This is a genomic window from Mesobacillus foraminis, from assembly GCF_004340465.1.
Lineage (GTDB): Bacteria > Bacillota > Bacilli > Bacillales > Cytobacillaceae > Mesobacillus_B > Mesobacillus_B foraminis.
The window spans coordinates 59591-78359 of the sequence record NZ_SLVV01000005.1 but is presented as its reverse complement, the minus strand read 5'-3'; the positions used below and the strand labels follow the sequence as shown (position 1 = coordinate 78359).

11 protein-coding genes and 2 pseudogenes are annotated in these 18769 nt (G+C 43.9%); 12 read left to right on the top strand and 1 reads right to left on the bottom strand.

From position 1 onward, the window contains the following. Positions 1-24 precede the first annotated feature (24 nt). Positions 25-339: pseudogene (locus tag EV146_RS26940) on the top strand (methyl-accepting chemotaxis protein); the annotation flags it as partial. A gap of 387 nt (positions 340-726) precedes the next feature. Further along, on the top strand, positions 727-2676 hold the full coding sequence (locus tag EV146_RS09235) for a peptidoglycan D,D-transpeptidase FtsI family protein (protein ID WP_199232672.1): 1950 nt from the start codon (positions 727-729) through the stop codon (positions 2674-2676). 130 nt (positions 2677-2806) lie between these two features. On the opposite strand, the gene EV146_RS09230 is transcribed toward EV146_RS09235, so the two are convergent. Continuing rightward, positions 2807-3034 carry a hypothetical protein gene (locus EV146_RS09230; RefSeq protein WP_132005035.1) on the bottom strand — a complete coding sequence of 76 codons (228 nt, stop codon included), beginning with the start codon at positions 3032-3034 and terminating at the stop codon, positions 2807-2809. 284 nt (positions 3035-3318) lie between these two features. Between EV146_RS09230 and EV146_RS09225 the strand changes: the two genes are divergently transcribed. The 10 genes and pseudogenes from EV146_RS09225 (at position 3319) to EV146_RS09180 (ending at position 18570) form a co-directional block, all read left to right on the top strand. Further along, entirely contained in the window at positions 3319-5121 is a 1803-nt protein-coding gene (locus tag EV146_RS09225; RefSeq protein ID WP_241993878.1) for a cache domain-containing sensor histidine kinase, read from the top strand. Continuing rightward, complete coding sequence (locus EV146_RS09220) at positions 5096-6694, top strand: response regulator transcription factor (RefSeq protein ID WP_241993877.1); 1599 nt, start codon at positions 5096-5098, stop codon at positions 6692-6694. The genes EV146_RS09225 and EV146_RS09220 overlap by 26 nt, the downstream gene beginning before the upstream one ends. A gap of 16 nt (positions 6695-6710) precedes the next feature. Next, a complete protein-coding gene (locus EV146_RS09215; protein ID WP_132005032.1) occupies positions 6711-8036 on the top strand; it encodes an ABC transporter substrate-binding protein in 1326 nt (441 codons plus the stop codon). A 299-nt stretch (positions 8037-8335) separates the two neighbouring features. After that, positions 8336-9268, top strand: a complete 933-nt coding sequence (locus tag EV146_RS09210) for an ABC transporter permease (RefSeq protein ID WP_241993891.1) — start codon at positions 8336-8338, stop codon at positions 9266-9268. Between the two features lie 20 nt (positions 9269-9288). After that, positions 9289-10170, top strand: a complete 882-nt coding sequence (locus EV146_RS09205; RefSeq protein WP_132005029.1) for a carbohydrate ABC transporter permease — start codon at positions 9289-9291, stop codon at positions 10168-10170. A 58-nt stretch (positions 10171-10228) separates the two neighbouring features. Beyond that, complete coding sequence (locus tag EV146_RS09200) at positions 10229-11839, top strand: ABC transporter substrate-binding protein (RefSeq protein WP_132005026.1); 1611 nt, start codon at positions 10229-10231, stop codon at positions 11837-11839. A gap of 84 nt (positions 11840-11923) precedes the next feature. Further along, on the top strand, positions 11924-13399 hold the full coding sequence (locus tag EV146_RS09195; protein ID WP_132005023.1) for a glycoside hydrolase family 32 protein: 1476 nt from the start codon (positions 11924-11926) through the stop codon (positions 13397-13399). A gap of 86 nt (positions 13400-13485) precedes the next feature. Further along, entirely contained in the window at positions 13486-14454 is a 969-nt protein-coding gene (locus EV146_RS09190) for a carbohydrate kinase family protein (RefSeq protein ID WP_132005020.1), read from the top strand. A gap of 69 nt (positions 14455-14523) precedes the next feature. After that, positions 14524-14595, top strand: a pseudogene (locus EV146_RS28135) (helix-turn-helix domain-containing protein); the annotation flags it as partial. A 180-nt stretch (positions 14596-14775) separates the two neighbouring features. After that, positions 14776-18570, top strand: a complete 3795-nt coding sequence (locus EV146_RS09180; protein ID WP_181215848.1) for a GH32 C-terminal domain-containing protein — start codon at positions 14776-14778, stop codon at positions 18568-18570. Positions 18571-18769: the final 199 nt, after the last annotated feature.

Sequence of the window (18769 nt, the reverse complement as noted above, 5' to 3'; positions counted from 1 at the left end):
AGCCAATGTTCTTTCCTCATTAAAAGAGTGGCGGATCAAACCAATTTGCTGGGATTGAATGCTGCAATCGAAGCGGCCAGAGCAGGCGAAGCGGGGAGAGGGTTTGAAGTTGTAGCAAAAGAGATCAGGAAATTATCAAATGAAACACTGGGATCAACAAAGGAAATCAATAGTACAATGAAAGGGATCCGAACTGCGATGGAGAATATCGATAAATCGCTTGATAAAATTGCATCCATCGGAGAAGTGCAAGCGAAGTCTGTTGAACAGACGATCATGTTTATAAAGGAGATCCAGGGATTGGCTGAAAGACTTAACCAGTTTGCACAGAAGCTGTAACCTACTCTGCAGCAACCTTTTATTCATTAAAAAAATCAGAGAAGTTCGGCTGATGGGGGAGTATCGCAAATGATATCGCATTGTCTAGCAACTGACTAACTCGGTTGCTATTTTTATGATGTTTAGCAAGCCCTGACAGTACTGGTCCTATACGGCATGATGGTGAAAAAGTCGGCAGGCCTTTGTATGAAGAAAATCACAAATTTGCGGGAACCCCTTTTAGAATCTACCTTTTTTCTTAAAAAAATGGTCATAAAAAATTCATATCTTTTCGTTTTAATAAGATAGGTAAGGATGATTTTCCTATTGCTAAGAAAATACCAATTCACACTACCGGGGGAGCTTGCCAGCTTCCTTTTTGAATTTACGGGAAAGGAGATTCCAGAAATGAGGGAAAAGAGAAGGATCCTTTATTCCCGCTTCAATATCCTTTTTATGATTGTCTTTCTCCTGTTTTCCATTCTTATTTTACGGCTGGGCAAGATTCAGATCGTAAAAGGAGAAGAGTATCGGGAGGAAAGCGAAAAAACCAATCAAACGGTGTACTCCTGGAATACTCCCCGAGGGAAGATTTATGACCGGAATGGCACGGTTCTGGTCGAAAATGAACCTATTTATACGTTAACCTATGCTGATCCAGCAGGGAGTACACAGCAGGAGAAACTGGAATTGGCGAAAAAGCTGGCTGGAATGATTTCTGTGGATACCAAGAACATGACAGAACGAGACAAAAAGGATTATTGGATACTGACCAGAAAAGATAAGGCTTACGCGAAACTTAGTTCAACCGAACAGGCAAATCTGGATGACAATGAGGAATACGATCTGATTTTAGAGCGGATTACAGACAAAGAACTAAAGGAGATAACGGGAGAGGAAATGGAGGTTCTCGCCATTAAGAAGGAAATGGACACAGATTCTTCTTCTGCCAAAAGACTTAAGTCTGGACTGACAACTGAAGAAAGAGCGGTATTGAACGAAAACCTTGGCAAACTTCCCGGTGTGGAAGTGAAGGTTGATTCCCAAAGAGATTATATCTATGGCGACACGCTTCGCCAGCTTTTCGGCAAGGTAGGGAGAATTCCGGAAGAGGAAGCTGATACCTATGAGGAGAACGGCTATGATTTAAACGATTTGGTTGGAACCAGCTTTCTGGAACAGTATTATGAGAAATGGCTTCAAGGGGAGAAAGAGAAGACGACCTATATAAAGGACGGAACAGGGGAAATCTCTGAAGTAAAGGTGGATCCAGGGGAAAGCGGGAAGGATTTGATTTTAACCATTGATTTAAACCTGCAGCAGGAGGCTGAAAAAATCATTGTGGAAGAGCTGAAAAAGGACAATGGTGCAAAGAGTGCCTATGTCGTGGTGACGAATCCTAAGACGGGCGAAATCCTGGCCATCGCCGGGAAGAAAGAAATGGAAAAAGACATCCAGGATGAAGCATATGGCGCCCTTTACAATTCCTATGCAATGGGGTCGACCGTAAAAGGAGCCACCGTGTTAACGGGGTATGAGACAGGAGTTATTTCTCCGGGCGATACTTTTCTTGATGCCCCAATCAAACTGAGTGGAACACCTTTGAAAAAATCATATGTCAATATGGGAAGAATCAACGAATTAACCGCTTTGGAACGATCATCAAATGTTTATATGTTCCATATTGCCATGAAAATTGGAGACTATGATTACGGAGCGAGATCTGGATTTGAGGATCCAGAGGAATCCTATGATACATTCAGAAAGTATTTCGCCCAATTTGGGCTTGGAGTGGAGACCGGGATTGATCTCCCAACTGAAGCAACTGGCTATGATGGAGGGGTCCAAAAATTGGGGAATTTAATGGATTTCGCCATTGGCCAGTTTGATACCTATACACCGCTGCAGCTTGTTCAGTATGTATCAACGATTGCCAATGACGGGAACCGGGTACAGCCTCATTTGATGAAGGAGATTCGGGAACCTAACCATGAAAGCGGGCAGTCTGGAGAGGTCCTGGAACAATTCAAGACAAATGTATTGAACACAGTGGACATGGATTTATCCTATATCAAGCGAGTGCAGGAAGGATTCAGGCTTGTCATGAACGGAAGCCATGGAACAGCAGCGTCACACTTCAAAGGGGCTGCCTATCATCCCGCCGGTAAAACAGGAACTGCACAGGTCCTGGATGAAGATGGGGGTTACAATTATAATCTGACCCTCGTCGGGTATGCTCCATATGAAGATCCTGAAGTGGCCATTTCAGTAGTGGTTCCTGATGTGGAAAACGATACCAGTACAATCAATAAAGCAATAGGGAAAAGGATCCTTGATGCTTACTTTGACAAGGATTAACAAGACTTCTCTTTAAAAATGGTTTAGTGAAATTTCGCAACAAGTAATGGTTACGAGGGTTTATCTCTCAAACGGTTAAATGGCAAATGAATAGAGAGAAAACTAAAAGGTGTCATTGGACACCTTTTTTTTAATTTGCATTTATTATTTGATATTCCTTCACCCGGTTAACAGGAAGTTTCCCGAGAAGAAATTCGTTCTGATAGCAAAAAAACTTTGAATCTTGGGGGAGGCGGCTTAGTGCCCTCCTGATCCCTTCTTTGGTCAAGTAAGGCCACTCAGACATTCTTCTATTTTCTTTACTGATATAAACATTTGTAATCGATGTCCCATCAACTAATGTAAGATTCACCCTCATTTGATTTCACCTCCTTTTACATGTTTATATAATTTTATCAAGAGGTATTCCCCCCATCTTTCTTACTACTATTTATTCCACTTTTTTTTATTTTCCAACAATTATTTTGAAATTGGTTAAAATTCCTATTTTTATAGGAGGAATTGTCATCCGGGAGCTGGGGAATTACCCCTGTAATACATTTCACTATTAATTTTCTATATCAGAATACCCAGGGATATGCTAAATTAGTTGTACTAATAAGTTGTTGAGTGTAAGGGCTTACTGCCTTGTGGAGGAGGTGGATGATGTTTTTTTCATTGCGAAATCGTTTATTTCTGATTTTTACCTGTTTGCTTACCATCCCATTTATCGTTTTCTCTTTCCTAATTCCAAAATGGTTTGCTTCGGTTATTGAGGAACAGACCCAGGAACTGACAGTGGAAATGATGGATCAATACTCCTTGTATATCAATTCAATTGCTACTCAGGCAACGGATCTTGGCAAACAGATCCTAGTAAATCAGACTGCCCTGCAGTGGATGAAAACAGATGAGGCCTCATCAAGCGCCCCTCAGGAACAAAAGCTGCTGATGAGGAACCAGGTGAAAAACCACCTCTCTTCCATGACTGTCAATAATTCGAATGGAATGTCGGTTTCAGTGATGCTCCATGATGGCACCGGAGCATGGGGAAATAATCCGCTTTTAAAGGAAGAAGAATGGTACAAGGAGTATTCGGAAGAAGGAAACTCATTTGTAACTGCCCATGCAGATCCCTATCAGCCTACTCCCGGAGCAATTAATAGTTATATACTGCCGTTAATTGATATGAATACACTCGTTTCCTATGGAATCATTAAGGTTAACTTTCCAACTGCCTTGCTTGAAGCCGCTTTGAAGAAAAACAAAATTGGGCAAAAAGGTCATGCCTATTTGATCAACCAGCACGGAGACAATGTTTTAACGGGGAAAATCAGTGGGACCCCGAAACAGGTTTTGGCAAGAAGTCTCGCAACTATTCGTAAAAGCGAATCGGGAACCGGCTTATTGGAATCTGCGTTTAAAGGGGAAACATACTTTGTGTTTTACCAAAAGCTTTCAGTTGGAGACTGGATTTTACTGAGTGAAGTAGCACAGTCAGATTTGTTTTCAGAAGTCAATAATCTGCGGCGAAGCATGCTTATCATGAGCGGCATCGTGTTCTTGCTGACGATTTTGGCTTCCTACATGCTTTCATCGAATATTGTAAGTCCATTGGGGAAGCTGGCAAAGGCGATGGGATTCATTGAAAGAGGTGATTTCGCCGGTGCGAAACGGTTCATGCCGACCATAAAATCCTCTAATAACGAAGTGGGCTATCTGATAAATGTAGTAGGACATACCGTTGATCAGTTGAAGGATAGAATCGAAACTGAATATGAGGCGAACATTCGCAGGCGAGATGCGGAATATAAAGCCCTGCTGCTGCAAATCAATCCTCACTTCCTGAATAATACCCTGGAAATCATTGGCGGTCTGGCGGCCCAGGGTAAAAATAGAGAAGTGATGAATGTCAGTGCGTATCTGGGCAAGATGATGAGGTACTCTTTAAACACGAAAAGTGATGTCGTGACACTTGCAGAAGAAATGATGTACATCCGGAGTTATGCGAATATTTTAAAAGCAAGGTATGTAGATTCCATCTCGGTTGAGATCGAGGAGGAAACGGAGACAAAACATCTGCCTATCATAAAATTTATCCTGCAGCCCCTTGTGGAAAATGCTGTAAAATATAGTTTCAGCGAAAAAAATAAGGCTGAAATCTATATTTCTGCAAAAATAGTAAATGATCAAGTGGTCATCTGCGTTCAAGATAAAGGCGCTGGCATGGCAAATGATGTGCTGATGGAACTTGTACATCAGGAAAATCGCCAGGAAGCTGTCAGTGTGCTGCAAAGCAAAGGCACAAGCATTGGACTCAGGAATGTCCTTGGAAGACTAAAGCTCTACTATGGAAGCGACTTTTCTTACAGGATTCAATCGGAAAAGGGCATGGGCACGAAAATTGAATTATGTATCAAGTATCCTGGAGGTGAACTCGATGCTGAAAGTCCTGATCACAGATGATGAGATGCAAATCCGCCAGGGGCTGCGGATGAAAGTGGACTGGGAAGAAGAGGGTTTTGAAATAGTCGGGGAAGCTTCAAATGGCCTTGAAGCACTGGAGTTTCTTAGGTCCGTAAAAGTTGAAGTGGTGATCACAGACATGAGGATGCCCATCATGGATGGCCTTGAATTGGCAAGACAATGCCAGCAAGAATTTCCACATATAAAAGTTGTTGTGTTATCAGGCTACTCAGACTTTGACTATGTTAGAGGTTCTATGAAGGAAGGGGTCAAGGACTATTTGTTAAAGCCGGTTGCCCCGGATGAATTGGAAGAAACATTGAAGAAGATCCGCAAAGAAACAGAAGAAGAGAAGAAAAAACAGGCGGAGGCTGCACAAATGCGGAGGCTTGCCCTAACTCAGCTTCAGGAAGTACAGGAACAATATTTGCTCTATTTAGTAAAAGAAGAATGGCTGGAGCCGGCGATGGTGCGGGAAAGGCTAAGGCAGCTGCAGCTGGAAGAACTGATAAATGAAAGAGTAGAGTTTCAATTCATCACGGTGGAAATAAGGGGAAGCAGGGAAGATACCAATCGCTTAAAAGAATTACGGCTCCCTTTTCAGATGGTGTGCAGGGAAATGGCAAATGCGCAGGATGGAATCTATTCCTTTTATGATCCAAGCTACGCCAATATGATCCATTTTATAAGACTGTTGGGCAAGGGGAAAGAAACTGCTTTGGGTCTTGCCAATATGATTCAGAATCAGATAAAAAGACTCCTTGGTTTAGAGATTGTTATAGGCATAGGGAATGCGGTGGCCGGAGTGGCAAACCTAAAAACGGGCTATATTTCCAGCCTGATGGCCTGGAGCAAGAGCCAGTTAGGTTCCTGGTCACAAGTCGTTGATGTATCAAATCTGAAAGAAGAAGACTTTGAGTTTTCTCCTGATATGGAAAGAAAATTAACTAATTCTGTTGAAAATGCCAACTTCGGGGTATTTAAGGAAAATCTCCTTACTCTTCTGGGCAGTAATGAAAATCAGTCCATCATGGCCTTTTCTTTTATATCAAATCGTGTGCTGTTTTTACTGGGAGCGATTGCACGTAAATACGATACTGAAACGAAGGATATTCAAAAACTGATGTGGAGCTGCCAGCAGAGCATCTGGGAGCTGAATTCCTATGATAAAGTAATGGATCAGCTTGCTGAATTGGCCCAGATGATTATTGAAAAGGTAAGAACAGCGCGTTTTTCAAATGGAAGATTAATTGTTGAGGGGGTACGCCAGTATCTGGATCAGCATTATGCGAACGAAATATCCCTTTCGCTCTTGTCAGAAATGTTTCATATTAACAGCGCGCATTTGTCCGAAACCTTTAAAAATTATGCGGGGCAGAATTTTAGCGATTATCTGGTTAATGTAAGAATGGAAAAAGCAAAAGAATTCCTGAAGGACAAGCAGCTTAAGATTATTGATGTAGCCAACCTGGTTGGCTATTCGAACTCTGGTTATTTCAGTACGGTCTTTAAAAAACATTATCGCCAAACACCCGTGGATTATCGAAATTCACTCGAAAATCTAACCAGTTGAGGAAGGGAACAATCAGATGAAAAAAAAGCTGGCACTTATTCTATCTTTCAGCATTCTACTAGGCATTTGTGCTGCTGTTCTCTATCTCTATAAACCTGGCGGCTATGAGAAAACAGAAATCCGGGAAAAACCACTCAAACAAGTTCAGCTGACTTTTTGGAGAAATAAAGGGAATGACTCCGAGAATAAGGCCTATGAAGAATTAGTGAAGGCGTTCGAAAAGGCCAACCCCGACATTAAGATCAAGATGAAGCTGATTCATTACAGCGATTACGAAATAAAGCTCCGTACAGAGATTGCGACAGGTACTCCGCCAGATATTATGGCCATAGACAGCCCTACACTCGCCCTTTATGCTCATGCAGGTGCCCTCTTATCAATTGATAATGTAATGAAAAAGGAAGGGAATATCGAGGACTTTCCAGCATCTACTTTAGAAGGGTTAAAATTCAACAATCAAATCTATCTGGCGCCAATTGCCGAATCAAGCATTGCCCTTTTTTATAATAAGCACGTTCTTAAAAGGGCTGGAGTGCCATTTCCATCTCCTGATCCCAAGATGCCCATGTCCTGGGATGAAGTGGTTGAGGCAGCAAAAAAAATAAGTGATCCAGAAAAAGGGATCATCGGCATAGACCCTGCCCAGGGATTTGGGGACGGTGAAGCTCCGGCTTATTTTAAAATGCCATTCCTCTGGCACTTTGGGGCAGATGTTTTAAGCCCGGACGCAGCTACGGCAAGCGGATATTTGGATTCAAAGGAGGCATTGAAGGCATTGAAATTCTTCCAGGACCTTTATCATAAGCATGGGGTGGCCTCGGTGGAAATGCCGCCAGATGCGTTTGAGAAAGGAAAACTGGGAATGACTGTTTTAGGCTCCTGGAGGGTAAAAGACTTTGAGCGGAATGGCGACTTCATTCTTGGAAGGGATTTCGGTGTGGCTCCATTGCCAAAAGGAAGGTACCAGGCGGCTCCAAACGGAGGGTGGGCACTGGGGATTTCAGCAAAGACAGACCATCCGGAAGAAGCATGGAAGTTTATTAAATATGTGACAGGCTACGAGGGCATGAAGAAATATGTCACGATCACAGGAGACCTGCCTGCAAGATCCTCGGTAGCAAAGGATATTCCCGAATTGAATCAGTATCCACTCAATATTTTTATCAACCAGACACTCAGTCACTCTAAAAACCGCCCGGTTACACCAGCATACCCGGTAGTAAGCAATACAATCAGGACTCTTTTTGAAGATGTAGGCCTTGGCGGCAAGGACGTCAGGTCCTCAGCTAAGGAGGCAGTCGAAAAGATTAATGGTGGAATAAAGGAGTTTCAGGAGCAATAAAAAACGTTAAATCCTCTGGCTTAATAAAGCTTGAGGTTTTTTTATGTTTATTTTGAAAACGATTCCATATACCGAAAATTTTAAACATCAGAACCCGAAAATGTCAAAATACTGTCCTTCAGCATCTTGCTATAGTTAATACAAGAAACCGAGGAAAGACGAAGGGTATGACACGCCGGAAATGTAATCGGTTGCTTGGTAGTTATAAGTGAAATTTCTTTTGCATTTTAAGAAAAATTAGATAGGAGGTTACTAGAGTGCAGGAATTAATGAAAGCTGATAAAAATACAGCAATCCCGATGCAATCGAAAAAGGGGTATTCAAAGTTAAAAACCAATCTCAAGTATATTCGGGAAAATTATTTTCTCTATTTGTTGATTGCTCCGGCTCTTATTCTGACGATTGTTTTCAAATATGTTCCTATGTATGGGGCGATTATTGCTTTTAAGGATTTTAGCACGATCAAGGGAATCCTCGGAAGTGAGTGGGTGGGATTTGCAAATTTCACCAAGTTCCTCTCATCGCCGAACTTTGGAACTATTTTTATGAGCACTCTTAAGCTCAGCTTTTACGGGCTGATCCTGGGGTTCCCGGTCCCGATCATCCTCGCACTTATGCTGAATCAGGTTCGCAGGGCAGCCATTAAAAAGAATATCCAGCTTGTCCTGTATGCACCCAATTTTATCTCGGTTGTTGTCATTGTTGGTATGCTGTTTATTTTCTTGTCTCCAACAGGGCCCATCAACCAGATCGTTACCTTGCTGACTGGAGAACCTGTCTCCTTTTTATCGGATCCGGATTACTTTCGAACGATTTATATCCTCTCGGGAATCTGGCAGGCAGCTGGCTGGTCGTCCATTATCTATGTGGCGGCACTGGCAAATGTAGATCCGGAACTTCACAATGCTGCAACGATTGACGGCGCCAATATTCTGCAAAGAATTATCCATATTGACTTGCCAACGCTGAAGCCACTTATGGCCGTGACATTCATTTTAGCTGCAGGCGGAATAATGGCCATCGGTTTTGAAAAAGCCTATCTCATGCAAACGGCTATGAATCTGCCAACCTCGGAAATCATTCCGACCTATGTGTACAAGGTTGGTTTACAGGCGGGTGATTATGCCTACTCCGCAGCTGTCGGATTGTTTAACTCGGTCATTAATGTGGTGATGCTCATCGTTGTAAATTATATCGTCAAGAAACTCAATGAAGGCGAAGGTTTGTATTAACAGGAAAGGAGTTCTGACAAATGAACATAAAGTATACCCGCATGGACCGGATGATCTTGAGTTTAAACAGTATCTTCCTCTTCCTTGCCATTTTAATCGTCCTGGTTCCTTTAGTGTATGTGGTGCTTGCCTCCTTTATGGATCCCACCGTCCTATTGAACAAAGGACTCTCGTTCAAGCTGAAAGATTGGAGCCTGGAAGGATATAAGCTGATCCTTGGAAATGATGCGATGATCAGAGGCTTCATCAATTCGATTCTTTATTCCGTAGGTTTTGCAATTGTAACTGTTGTGGTGTCCCTTTTTGCCGCCTACCCGCTGTCGGTCAATGGGTTTGTAGGAAAAAACCTTTTCATGACCCTTTTTATCATCACGATGTTCTTTAGCGGCGGGTTGATCCCTACCTACCTTGTTGTCAAAGATTTGGGCATGCTGAACACGGCTTGGGCGATCATCCTGCCTGGGGCCTTGAATGTGTGGAACATCATACTGGCCAGGACCTATTTCAAGGGGATCCCTTTTGAACTGCATGAAGCGGCGAAGGTTGACGGAGCTTCAGATCTCCTTATTTTCTTTAAAATCGTTTTGCCATTATCCAAACCAATTATTTTCGTTTTAGCCATGTATGCGTTCGTAGGTCAATGGAATTCCTATTTTGATGCCATGATTTACCTTGAGGATCCCAGCCTTCACCCGCTTCAGCTCGTATTAAGGTCCATCCTGATCCAAAACTCGACGGATCCGGGAATGATCAGTGACCAATTGGCAATGGCCGAGCTTAAAAAGCTTTCGGAAATGATTAAATACTCTTCGATTGTGATTTCAAGCCTGCCGCTGATTGTGATGTATCCATTCTTCCAGAAGTACTTTGAAAAAGGGGTTATGGTTGGTTCATTAAAATAATGGACGGCCAGCTATAAATTGAAAATGCTTACAGATGAAAATTAGGAGGGGCAATTCTATGAAAAAGGCAAAAAAGGCCGCTGCTGTCACATTGGCAGCACTATTACTCGCTTCTGGCTGCAGCAACAACAGCAAAAGTGAAACAGCATCAAAAGAGTATAACTTAAAGGATATCAGCTTCCCGCTGGAAGAGAAAGTGACGTTAAACTTCATGACACAAAGCTCTCCGCTTGCACCAAAGGATCCAAATGAAAAATTGATCTATCAGCGTCTGGAAGAAGAAACCGGTGTCAATATCAAGTGGAAGAACTACACTTCAGATGTTTTTATTGAAAAGCGAAATCTTGCAATGGCCAGCGGAGATTTGCCAGATGCTGTCCTGGATGCGGCCTACAGTGACTATGACCTGTTAAAGCTGGCAAAAGACGGTGCCATTGTACCTGTAGAAGATTTAATTGAAGAGTATATGCCGAATCTAAAAAAGGTTCTCGAAGCAGCGCCTGAGTACAAAGCAATGATGACCGCTCCAGATGGCCACATCTATTCATTCCCTTGGATTGAGGAGCTCGGCTCTGGAAAAGAAAGTATTCACTCCGTTGATGACTTCCCATGGATAAACGTCGAGTGGCTAAATAAATTAGGTCTTGAAATGCCTAAAACAACAGAAGAATTGAAGAAGGTATTAATTGCTTTTAAAACGCAGGACCCTAACGGCAACGGAAAAGCAGATGAAATTCCAATGTCATTTATCAACAAGTCTGGCGGTGAGGACCTGGCCTTCCTGCTGGGGTCTTTCGGACTCGGTGAGAACTGGGATCATACAGTCGTAACGAACGACGGCAAGGTTACCTTCACTGCCGCGGACGAAGGGTACAGGGAAGGGATCAAATTCCTCAATGAGCTGCATAAAGAAGGTTTAATCGATGTAGAAGCGTTTGAACAGGACTGGAATACGTATATTGCAAAAGGAAAAGACAATCGCTATGGCCTCTATTTCACCTGGGACAAGGCAAACATCACTGGCATGAATGATAAATATGACCTGATGCCGCCACTCGCAGGGCCGGATGGACATGTAAATGTAACCAGAACAAATGGAATGGGCTTTGACCGTGGAAGAATGGTCATCACCTCTGCGAACAAAAACCTTGAATTAACGGCTAAGTGGATTGATGAACTCTATGATCCGGTCCAATCCGTTCAAAATAACTGGGGAACATATGGGGATGAAAAACAGCAAAACATCTTTGAATATGACGAAGAAGCCAATATGCTGAAGCATTTGCCTCTGGAAGGCACTGCGCCGGTTGAATTGAGACAGAAGACAAACATTGGCGGACCATTGGCCATCCTCGATGAGTATTACGGCAAAGTGACGACCAAACCGGACGATGCAGCATGGAGACTGGGCTTGATGAAAGAAGTCATGGTTCCTCATATGAAGGCAGAGAATATTTATCCTAAGGTATTTTTCTCCATTGAAGAGCTTGATCGCCTGTCTGCAATTGAAACCGATCTCTTCGCCTATGTAATGAGGAAACGGGCGGAGTGGATCCAGAATGGCAAGGTTGAACAAGAATGGCGCGGCTACTTGAAAGAACTGGATCGCTTAGGCTTGAAAGAATGGCTAAAAATTAAGCAAACAGGGTATGACAGAAACCAGAAATAATGAGAGGTTCATAGAAAAGGCTGTAGCACCTTGCAGCCTTCTTCTTTTTAAACACGACTATGGAGTGAAGGAGAGGCTTGAAGCATGCTGAATCTGTATAACCAGAAACACCGTCCGCAATTTCATTTTTCCCCGGAAGAGAAGTGGATGAACGACCCGAATGGAATGGTCTTTTTTAATGGGGAATATCATCTTTTCTATCAGCATCATCCGTTTGGCACAACCTGGGGACCGATGCACTGGGGGCATGCGGTCAGTAAAGATTTGATTCATTGGGAGCACTTGCCAATTGCATTGCATCCAGATGAGCATGGGGCGATTTTTTCTGGAAGTGCAGTTGTAGACTGGAATGACACAACTGGCTTTTTTGATGGAGAGGCAGGGTTAGTGGCTATTTATACAAGCGCTGATCATTATCCCGATTCTGACAGGCCGCGCCAGCGACAAAGCCTGGCTTACAGCAAAGACGATGGAAGAACGTGGATGAAATACGAAGGAAATCCGGTGCTATCAGAAGAGAAGATCACTGATTATCGCGACCCTAAAGTATTTTGGCACAATCAGAGTAATAAATGGGTGATGATTCTCGCAACCGGCCAAAGTGTTACTCTCTATACATCGGCTAATCTGAAAGAGTGGGAGTTTGCCAGTGAATTCGGCCGTACCGCAGGTTCCCATGACGGAGTCTGGGAATGTCCCGACCTGTTTGAACTGCCGGTGGACGGTGAGGCAAATGACAACAGGTGGGTGATGCTAGTTTCCATTGGCGATAACCCAGACTTTCCGGAAGGTTCCAGAACCCAGTATTTTGTTGGCCAATTCGACGGCAGGAATTTTAAGAACGAGAATAGTGATGACACCATTCTGTGGCTTGACTTTGGACGGGATAACTATGCTGGAGTTAGCTGGTCGGATCTTCCCAAAGAAGATGGGAGGCGAATTTATCTCGGTTGGATGAGCAACTGGCGTTATGCCAACCAGGTTCCGACGGAGGAATGGCGCAGTGCCATGACCTTGCCAAGAGAGCTCTCCCTTGCACGCACGGAGTCAGGGGTTCGTTTGGTTCAAAAAATGGTGTCCGAAATCAATTCTATACGGGAACATACGGAAGTCATTCAGGACCTGACGGTTAAATCTGACTCTCCCGTAACGATTGACATGCTGAGTCCGTTAATGGAAGTGAATGTCCGTCTTGAAAAGAAAGACTCCACTGCCTTTGGGATTATTTTTAAAAATGCTGTTCAAGAATGGACTGTGATTCAGTATGATGCGGAAAGTGAAAAAATCATGCTTGATCGAAGACAGGCAGGAATCAGCTTTTTCTCAGAATCCTTCCCTGCGATGCAGGAAACCATGTTGAAAATGGAAGAGGGCAAAATACACCTTCAGATTTTTATAGATACTTCTTCAATTGAAGCAGTGGCCAATGGTGGGAAAGCTGTTTGCACAAGCCTGGTCTTTCCGAATCAGCCTTACGATAAAATCGTTTTGTTTTCGAACAATGGGGAAACACATGTCTCGTCTTTGAAGCTTACCAGCCTGAACTCAATCTGGGGGTAGGGATATGAGCAAAGTTTCATCCTGGACTTCAGGGTGAAACTTTCTTGAGGAATATTATTTTTTTTAAAAAGGAAGGTTGATTGTAAATGGCAGCAAATTCTTCATCCATCCTCTGCATAGGAGAATTGCTCATCGATTTCTTCTGCAAGGATGCAGGCGTACACTTGGCAGATGGCCATATCTTTGAAAAACAGGCTGGAGGAGCACCCGCCAACGTTTGCGCCGCTATTGTAAAGTTGGGGGGCAAAGCCGTGTTTGCAGGGAAGGTTGGCAATGATCCCTTCGGACACTTTTTAAAGAAAACCTTAAATGATATACAGGTCGATACCTCGCTGCTTATTATGGACAATGACCATCCGACCACGATGGCATTTGTCTCATTAAAAGCCGATGGAGAAAGAGATTTCGTTTTCAATCGAGGCGCGGATGCATTTCTGACAGAGGACGAACTTGATTACAGTCACATGATGGAGAGCGGGATTCTTCACTTCGGTTCTGCAACGGCGCTGCTGGACAACCCATTCCAGTCTTCGTATTTGCACTTAATGAAGCTGGCAAAGGAGAAAGGCAAGTTCGTTTCTTTTGATCCGAATTTCAGGGCCGACCTTTGGAAGGGAAGAATCCCCCATTTCATACAATTAGCCAAACAGGGGATCTCTATGGCTGATTTTATAAAAGTGAGTGATGAGGAACTTAGAATCATTTCAGGCAGAGATGACCTGGAAGAAGGAATTGAGGCCTTTCATCAGTTGGGAGCCCAATCAGTTGCCGTAACGCTAGGGAAGGAAGGGACCATGATCTCAAATGGTCAGGAAGCTGAGACGGTTCCAAGTGTGAGGATTCGTTCCATTGACTCTACCGGAGCAGGAGATGCCTTTGTTGGAGCCACCCTGTATCAGCTGGCCAAAGCTCAAAACCCCAGCCAAGTATTAGCGGATTTTCAGGAACTAAAGAGAGTGATCTCTTTCAGCAATAAAGTGGGGGCATGTGTTTGTACAAAGATAGGGGCACTTTCAGCATTGCCTAATATGGAAGAAGTGTACAGCATGTGCTAAAGGGTCGGCGAAGTCCTGCGGCAGTGCATCCAGATGCAGCAATTGATCGCTGGAATACTTTTATTTCCTGTGACATTCCCCAGACAGATTGCCATGTACCTGTCCCGTGAGCTGACAGACTTTTCCTTTTCGAAAATCGGGTCTTTTTTAGTAAGGCCGGCTGGAAATACAAGCAGATTTTAGGACATGCCTTCCACCAGGGCTATAAATGTCCTTAAGATGTGTTCTTTAGGGAAGACCCGGGTCAGCCTGGTCTTCCTCACTAAGTCATTATTGTTGCTGCTGCCTATTGTTAATCTTTTTTAGAAGAGAGGGCTAAGGATGAAGCCGTATATCATAAAATGGACTTCTGCATTATTGTCTATTTTTCTAGTTGCCTCTACGGGGTTGACTATTATGCCTCCCACAGGCGGGGCAACTTCGTCGGATGAATCAAGGGAAGATTTGAGGAGGAATGAATCTATTTTTGAAAGCGCAGCCAAATCAGCTACTAATCTGACAGACTGGCAAATGAAAGGGGGCGGCACACTGGAAGATACAGAACAGGGATTATTGCTAACTTCTCAATCCGGAGAAAATGCGATGGCGATTTCAGGTGTCAGCTCAGAGAATTTCATTTATGAAGCAGATGTAAAAATCATCGATAAAAAGGCAGACGCTGCTTTAGTCTTCCGTTCCGGTGAAGATGGATGGGACTCATACATGCTCCAGATTGTTCCTAATGCGGGAATCATTCGCCTTCGTGATGCTCGGGACGAAAACAATTGGAAAGAGGAATATCAGGTTACTCTCCAAGAAGGAGGAATCTATCATCTGAAGGTGAAGGTCGTAGAAGATCATATTCAGGTTTATTGGGAAAATAAGTACGCTCCTGTCATTGATGTCCATAACAAGACCTACGGGAATGGTTTCCTTGGGCTTCATGTATGGGACGGTGCAGCCTTGTTTCAAAACGTGAAGGTGAGCGAACTATCAACAAATTTAGGGACGCCCATTTATAAGGAAGGAAGCTGGGCACCGGACATCCTGGGGATGAAAGGAATGTCTGCAGACGGGGAAAAGGCCAAGTTCATTTACAATAACTCTGCAGATGACTTTGTCTATGAAGGAAATGTATCTTTTGACCAGAATTCAGCAGAAGCATCCCTGGTATTTCGTTCGAATGAACAAGGAACAACGGGCTACCAGGCTGCATTGATTAAGGATGGAAGCACAGTGAAAGCCCAATTGAGGAAGGGAGACGGTACGGTTCTAAAGACATCGGACCGAAACTACCAATCTCAAGAGGGATCCAAACACCATCTGGAGATTATCGCCAACGGCAATCAAATCGAACTCTTTGTGGATGGATATTCCGAACCAGCTTTAAAAGTAACCGACAGCAGTTATGAGACAGGTTTCGCAGGCTTTGCCGTGACCTCAGGTTCTGCTTATTTCCAGGATGTTTATCTGGTTCCGGATTCCAGCTACTATAAAGAAAAATATCGGCCAGATTATCATTACACCCCGGCCCGCGGCTCGGTCAGCGATCCAAATGGGTTGGTTTACTATGAAGGCGAGTATCATTTGTTCCATCAAGACGGAGGAACCTGGGCTCATGCAGTAAGTACCGATCTCGTAAAATGGAAGCGCTTGCCTATCGCCTTGCCGTGGAATGACCACGGGCATGTTTGGTCAGGCTCTGCAATAGCGGATCTGAATAACGCTTCTGGTTTGTTTACTGATTCTGGAGGAAAAGGACTTATTGCCTATTACACTTCCTTTAATCCAGATGGTCCAAACGGCAATCAGCGTATTGGGCTTGCCTACAGTACAGATAAGGGTCGCACGTGGAAATATTCTGCGGAACACCCCATTGTCATTGAAAATCCAGGTAAAAATGGCGAGGATCCCGGAGGATGGGATTTCCGTGATCCCAAAGTAGTCAGAGACGAAGCCAACAATCGATGGGTAATGGTCGTGTCTGGAGGAGATCATATCCGCTTTTTTACATCGACTAATCTCATAGATTGGGGGCTTACGGATCGTTTTGGCTACGGAAATTATGTCCGGGGCGGTGTTTGGGAATGCCCGGATCTTTTTGAGCTTCCGGTGGGGGATACAGGTGAGAAAAAGTGGGTTCTGATGATTTCTACAGGGGCAAATCCGAAGACCCAGGGCTCCGATGCAGAGTATTTTATCGGAAATTTGACACCTGAGGGTAAATTCGTCAACGATAATCCACCCGGCAAAGTACTGAAAACAGATTTTGGAAAGGAGTTCTACGCCTCCATGTCCTTCTCCAATATGCCGGATAACCGCCGGGTGATGATGGCATGGATGACGAACTGGGATTATCCATTCGCATTCCCGACTGCTGGCTGGAAAGGTGAACTGACCATTCCGAGAGAAGTAAGACTGGTGAAGACGGAGGAAGGGATAAGGCTGGCTCAAGCTCCGATTCAGGAACTGCAGGACCTTCGCAGCACCATTTTCCAGACACAGAACAAGCTGGTTAATCCAGCAAATGCCCCTAACCTGTTAAAGGGAATTTCGTCAGGAGCATTTGAAATAGAAGCAGAAATTGAAATACCTGCGTCAAGCCAAAACGCCGAATTTGGTTTTAGAGTTCGTGAAGGTGCCGGCCAGAAAACAGTCATTGGATATAAAAGTGGAGATCATCAACTATTTGTAGATCGTACCGAGTCGGGTGAGACAGATTTCTCCAGCCGTTTTTCTACCTTGCATGAAGCCCCTTTAAAACCAGCTGAAAACCGAGTCAAACTAAATATATTCGTTGACGATTCTTCTCTTGAGGTATTTGTGAATGCTGGAGAGGCCGTTATCTCTGATGTCATTTTCCCTGATCCGGCAAGCCGCGGTATGAGCTTTTACACCGAGGGGGGCGAGGTGAAGGTTGTCTCATTAAAAATCCATTCTCTTGCAAATACCTGGTACAACGTCCAGGATGAAGCAGCAAGTATTGTCATGGATAAAAATCCAAGAGAAATGAGTATGGGCGATGAACTGACATTGTATGCATCCATCGGGAATCAATCAGGGAAGGCAGTCCAGCCTATTACATGGAAATCCAGTAATTCAAAGGTTGCAAAGGTAGTCTCCTCCGCAAACTCTAAAGCAGTATTGAAAGCAGGCGGCAGGGGAGAAGCGGTGATTACGGCCACTACACCTAATGGAAAGGTTTCTGAAAGTGTCGTTGTTAAAGTGTTTGATGGGGAGTTCCATACCAATCTGACGGGATGGAAATCGGATATTTCTGCCTCCAGATGGGTCGTAACCGAAGATGGAATCCGCGGTACGCATCCAGCAAGTGATGCAAATTATATGGCCAGGGAAACAGCAGGAGACTTCACTTATGAAGCACATATGATGCTTGGGCAAACTGGGGGAGCCGGATCCATTCTTTTCCGGGCAAGTGAGGATGGAAGAAACGGGTATTACTTCAACCTTGATCCCAATATGAAGGCTTTTCGCCTGTTTTATAAAATGGACGGTGGCTTTCAGGAGCGTATGGTCATCGGAAAAGTCCCTGCCTTTATTATCCCGGGTAAGGAGTATAAAGTGAAGATTGAAGCGAAAGGCCCTCACATCCAGATTTATGTGGATGGCCAGGAAATCATCGATGTAATGGATGGGACCTTTGCAGAAGGCCATTTTGGGCTGAATGTTTTCGGGGGGCAGGCTTCCTATCAGAATGTTCATGTCACCAATAGTTCAGAAGCAAATTTAACGAGAACCAGCTTTACAAATACTGCAACAGGCAAAGCGATCTATACTGCCAGGTCTCAGAACGGTGAGCCCGTGATGGCCGCTGAAGCAGATCAAGCGACACATTGGACATTGATTCCTACAGGGGATGAATACGGATCATATTCCATACGAACAGAGGGGGGCAAAGCGCTGGACCTGGATACGGGACAAAATAAAATTCAGCTGTACAATTATCTTGGCTATAATAATCAACGGTGGCTGATAGCCAAAAATGATAATGGAACAGTCAGAATTACTTCTGTCCATAATGGCAAGGCACTCGAAATATCGGAAGATGGATTGCTGACACTCAAAGATCTGGATTTGCATCAAGAGCGTCAGGAATGGACGCTCTCATCTGATTGATAGATGCAGTTACAAGGCTGATATACAGAAATGGAGCCGCAGAGGATTTTATCGCCTCTGCGGTGTTTTCATTTATAGGTGGACGTTCGTAAGGTTTGATCATTTTGACTAAAAAAACAAGCTCGGGAGCCAATTAACGATTTACTGTCACCGCTTTGTTGATTTCTCCTTAATAGAGATAAGGGACCTTCAATCCATT

Excerpts from the sequence above, each read along its gene's own strand:
- EV146_RS09190 (WP_132005020.1), top strand. The coding sequence starts at position 13,486 with ATGGCAGCAAATTCTTCATCCATCCTCTGCATAGGAGAATTGCTCATC.
- EV146_RS09205 (WP_132005029.1), top strand. The coding sequence starts at position 9,289 with ATGAACATAAAGTATACCCGCATGGACCGGATGATCTTGAGTTTAAAC.
- EV146_RS09225 (WP_241993878.1), top strand. The coding sequence starts at position 3,319 with ATGATGTTTTTTTCATTGCGAAATCGTTTATTTCTGATTTTTACCTGT.
- EV146_RS09230 (WP_132005035.1), bottom strand. The coding sequence starts at position 3,034 with ATGAGGGTGAATCTTACATTAGTTGATGGGACATCGATTACAAATGTT.
- EV146_RS09210 (WP_241993891.1), top strand. The coding sequence starts at position 8,336 with ATGCAATCGAAAAAGGGGTATTCAAAGTTAAAAACCAATCTCAAGTAT.
- EV146_RS09200 (WP_132005026.1), top strand. The coding sequence starts at position 10,229 with ATGAAAAAGGCAAAAAAGGCCGCTGCTGTCACATTGGCAGCACTATTA.
- EV146_RS09235 (WP_199232672.1), top strand. The coding sequence starts at position 727 with ATGAGGGAAAAGAGAAGGATCCTTTATTCCCGCTTCAATATCCTTTTT.
- EV146_RS09220 (WP_241993877.1), top strand. The coding sequence starts at position 5,096 with ATGCTGAAAGTCCTGATCACAGATGATGAGATGCAAATCCGCCAGGGG.
- EV146_RS09215 (WP_132005032.1), top strand. The coding sequence starts at position 6,711 with ATGAAAAAAAAGCTGGCACTTATTCTATCTTTCAGCATTCTACTAGGC.
- EV146_RS09180 (WP_181215848.1), top strand. The coding sequence starts at position 14,776 with ATGAAGCCGTATATCATAAAATGGACTTCTGCATTATTGTCTATTTTT.
- EV146_RS09195 (WP_132005023.1), top strand. The coding sequence starts at position 11,924 with ATGCTGAATCTGTATAACCAGAAACACCGTCCGCAATTTCATTTTTCC.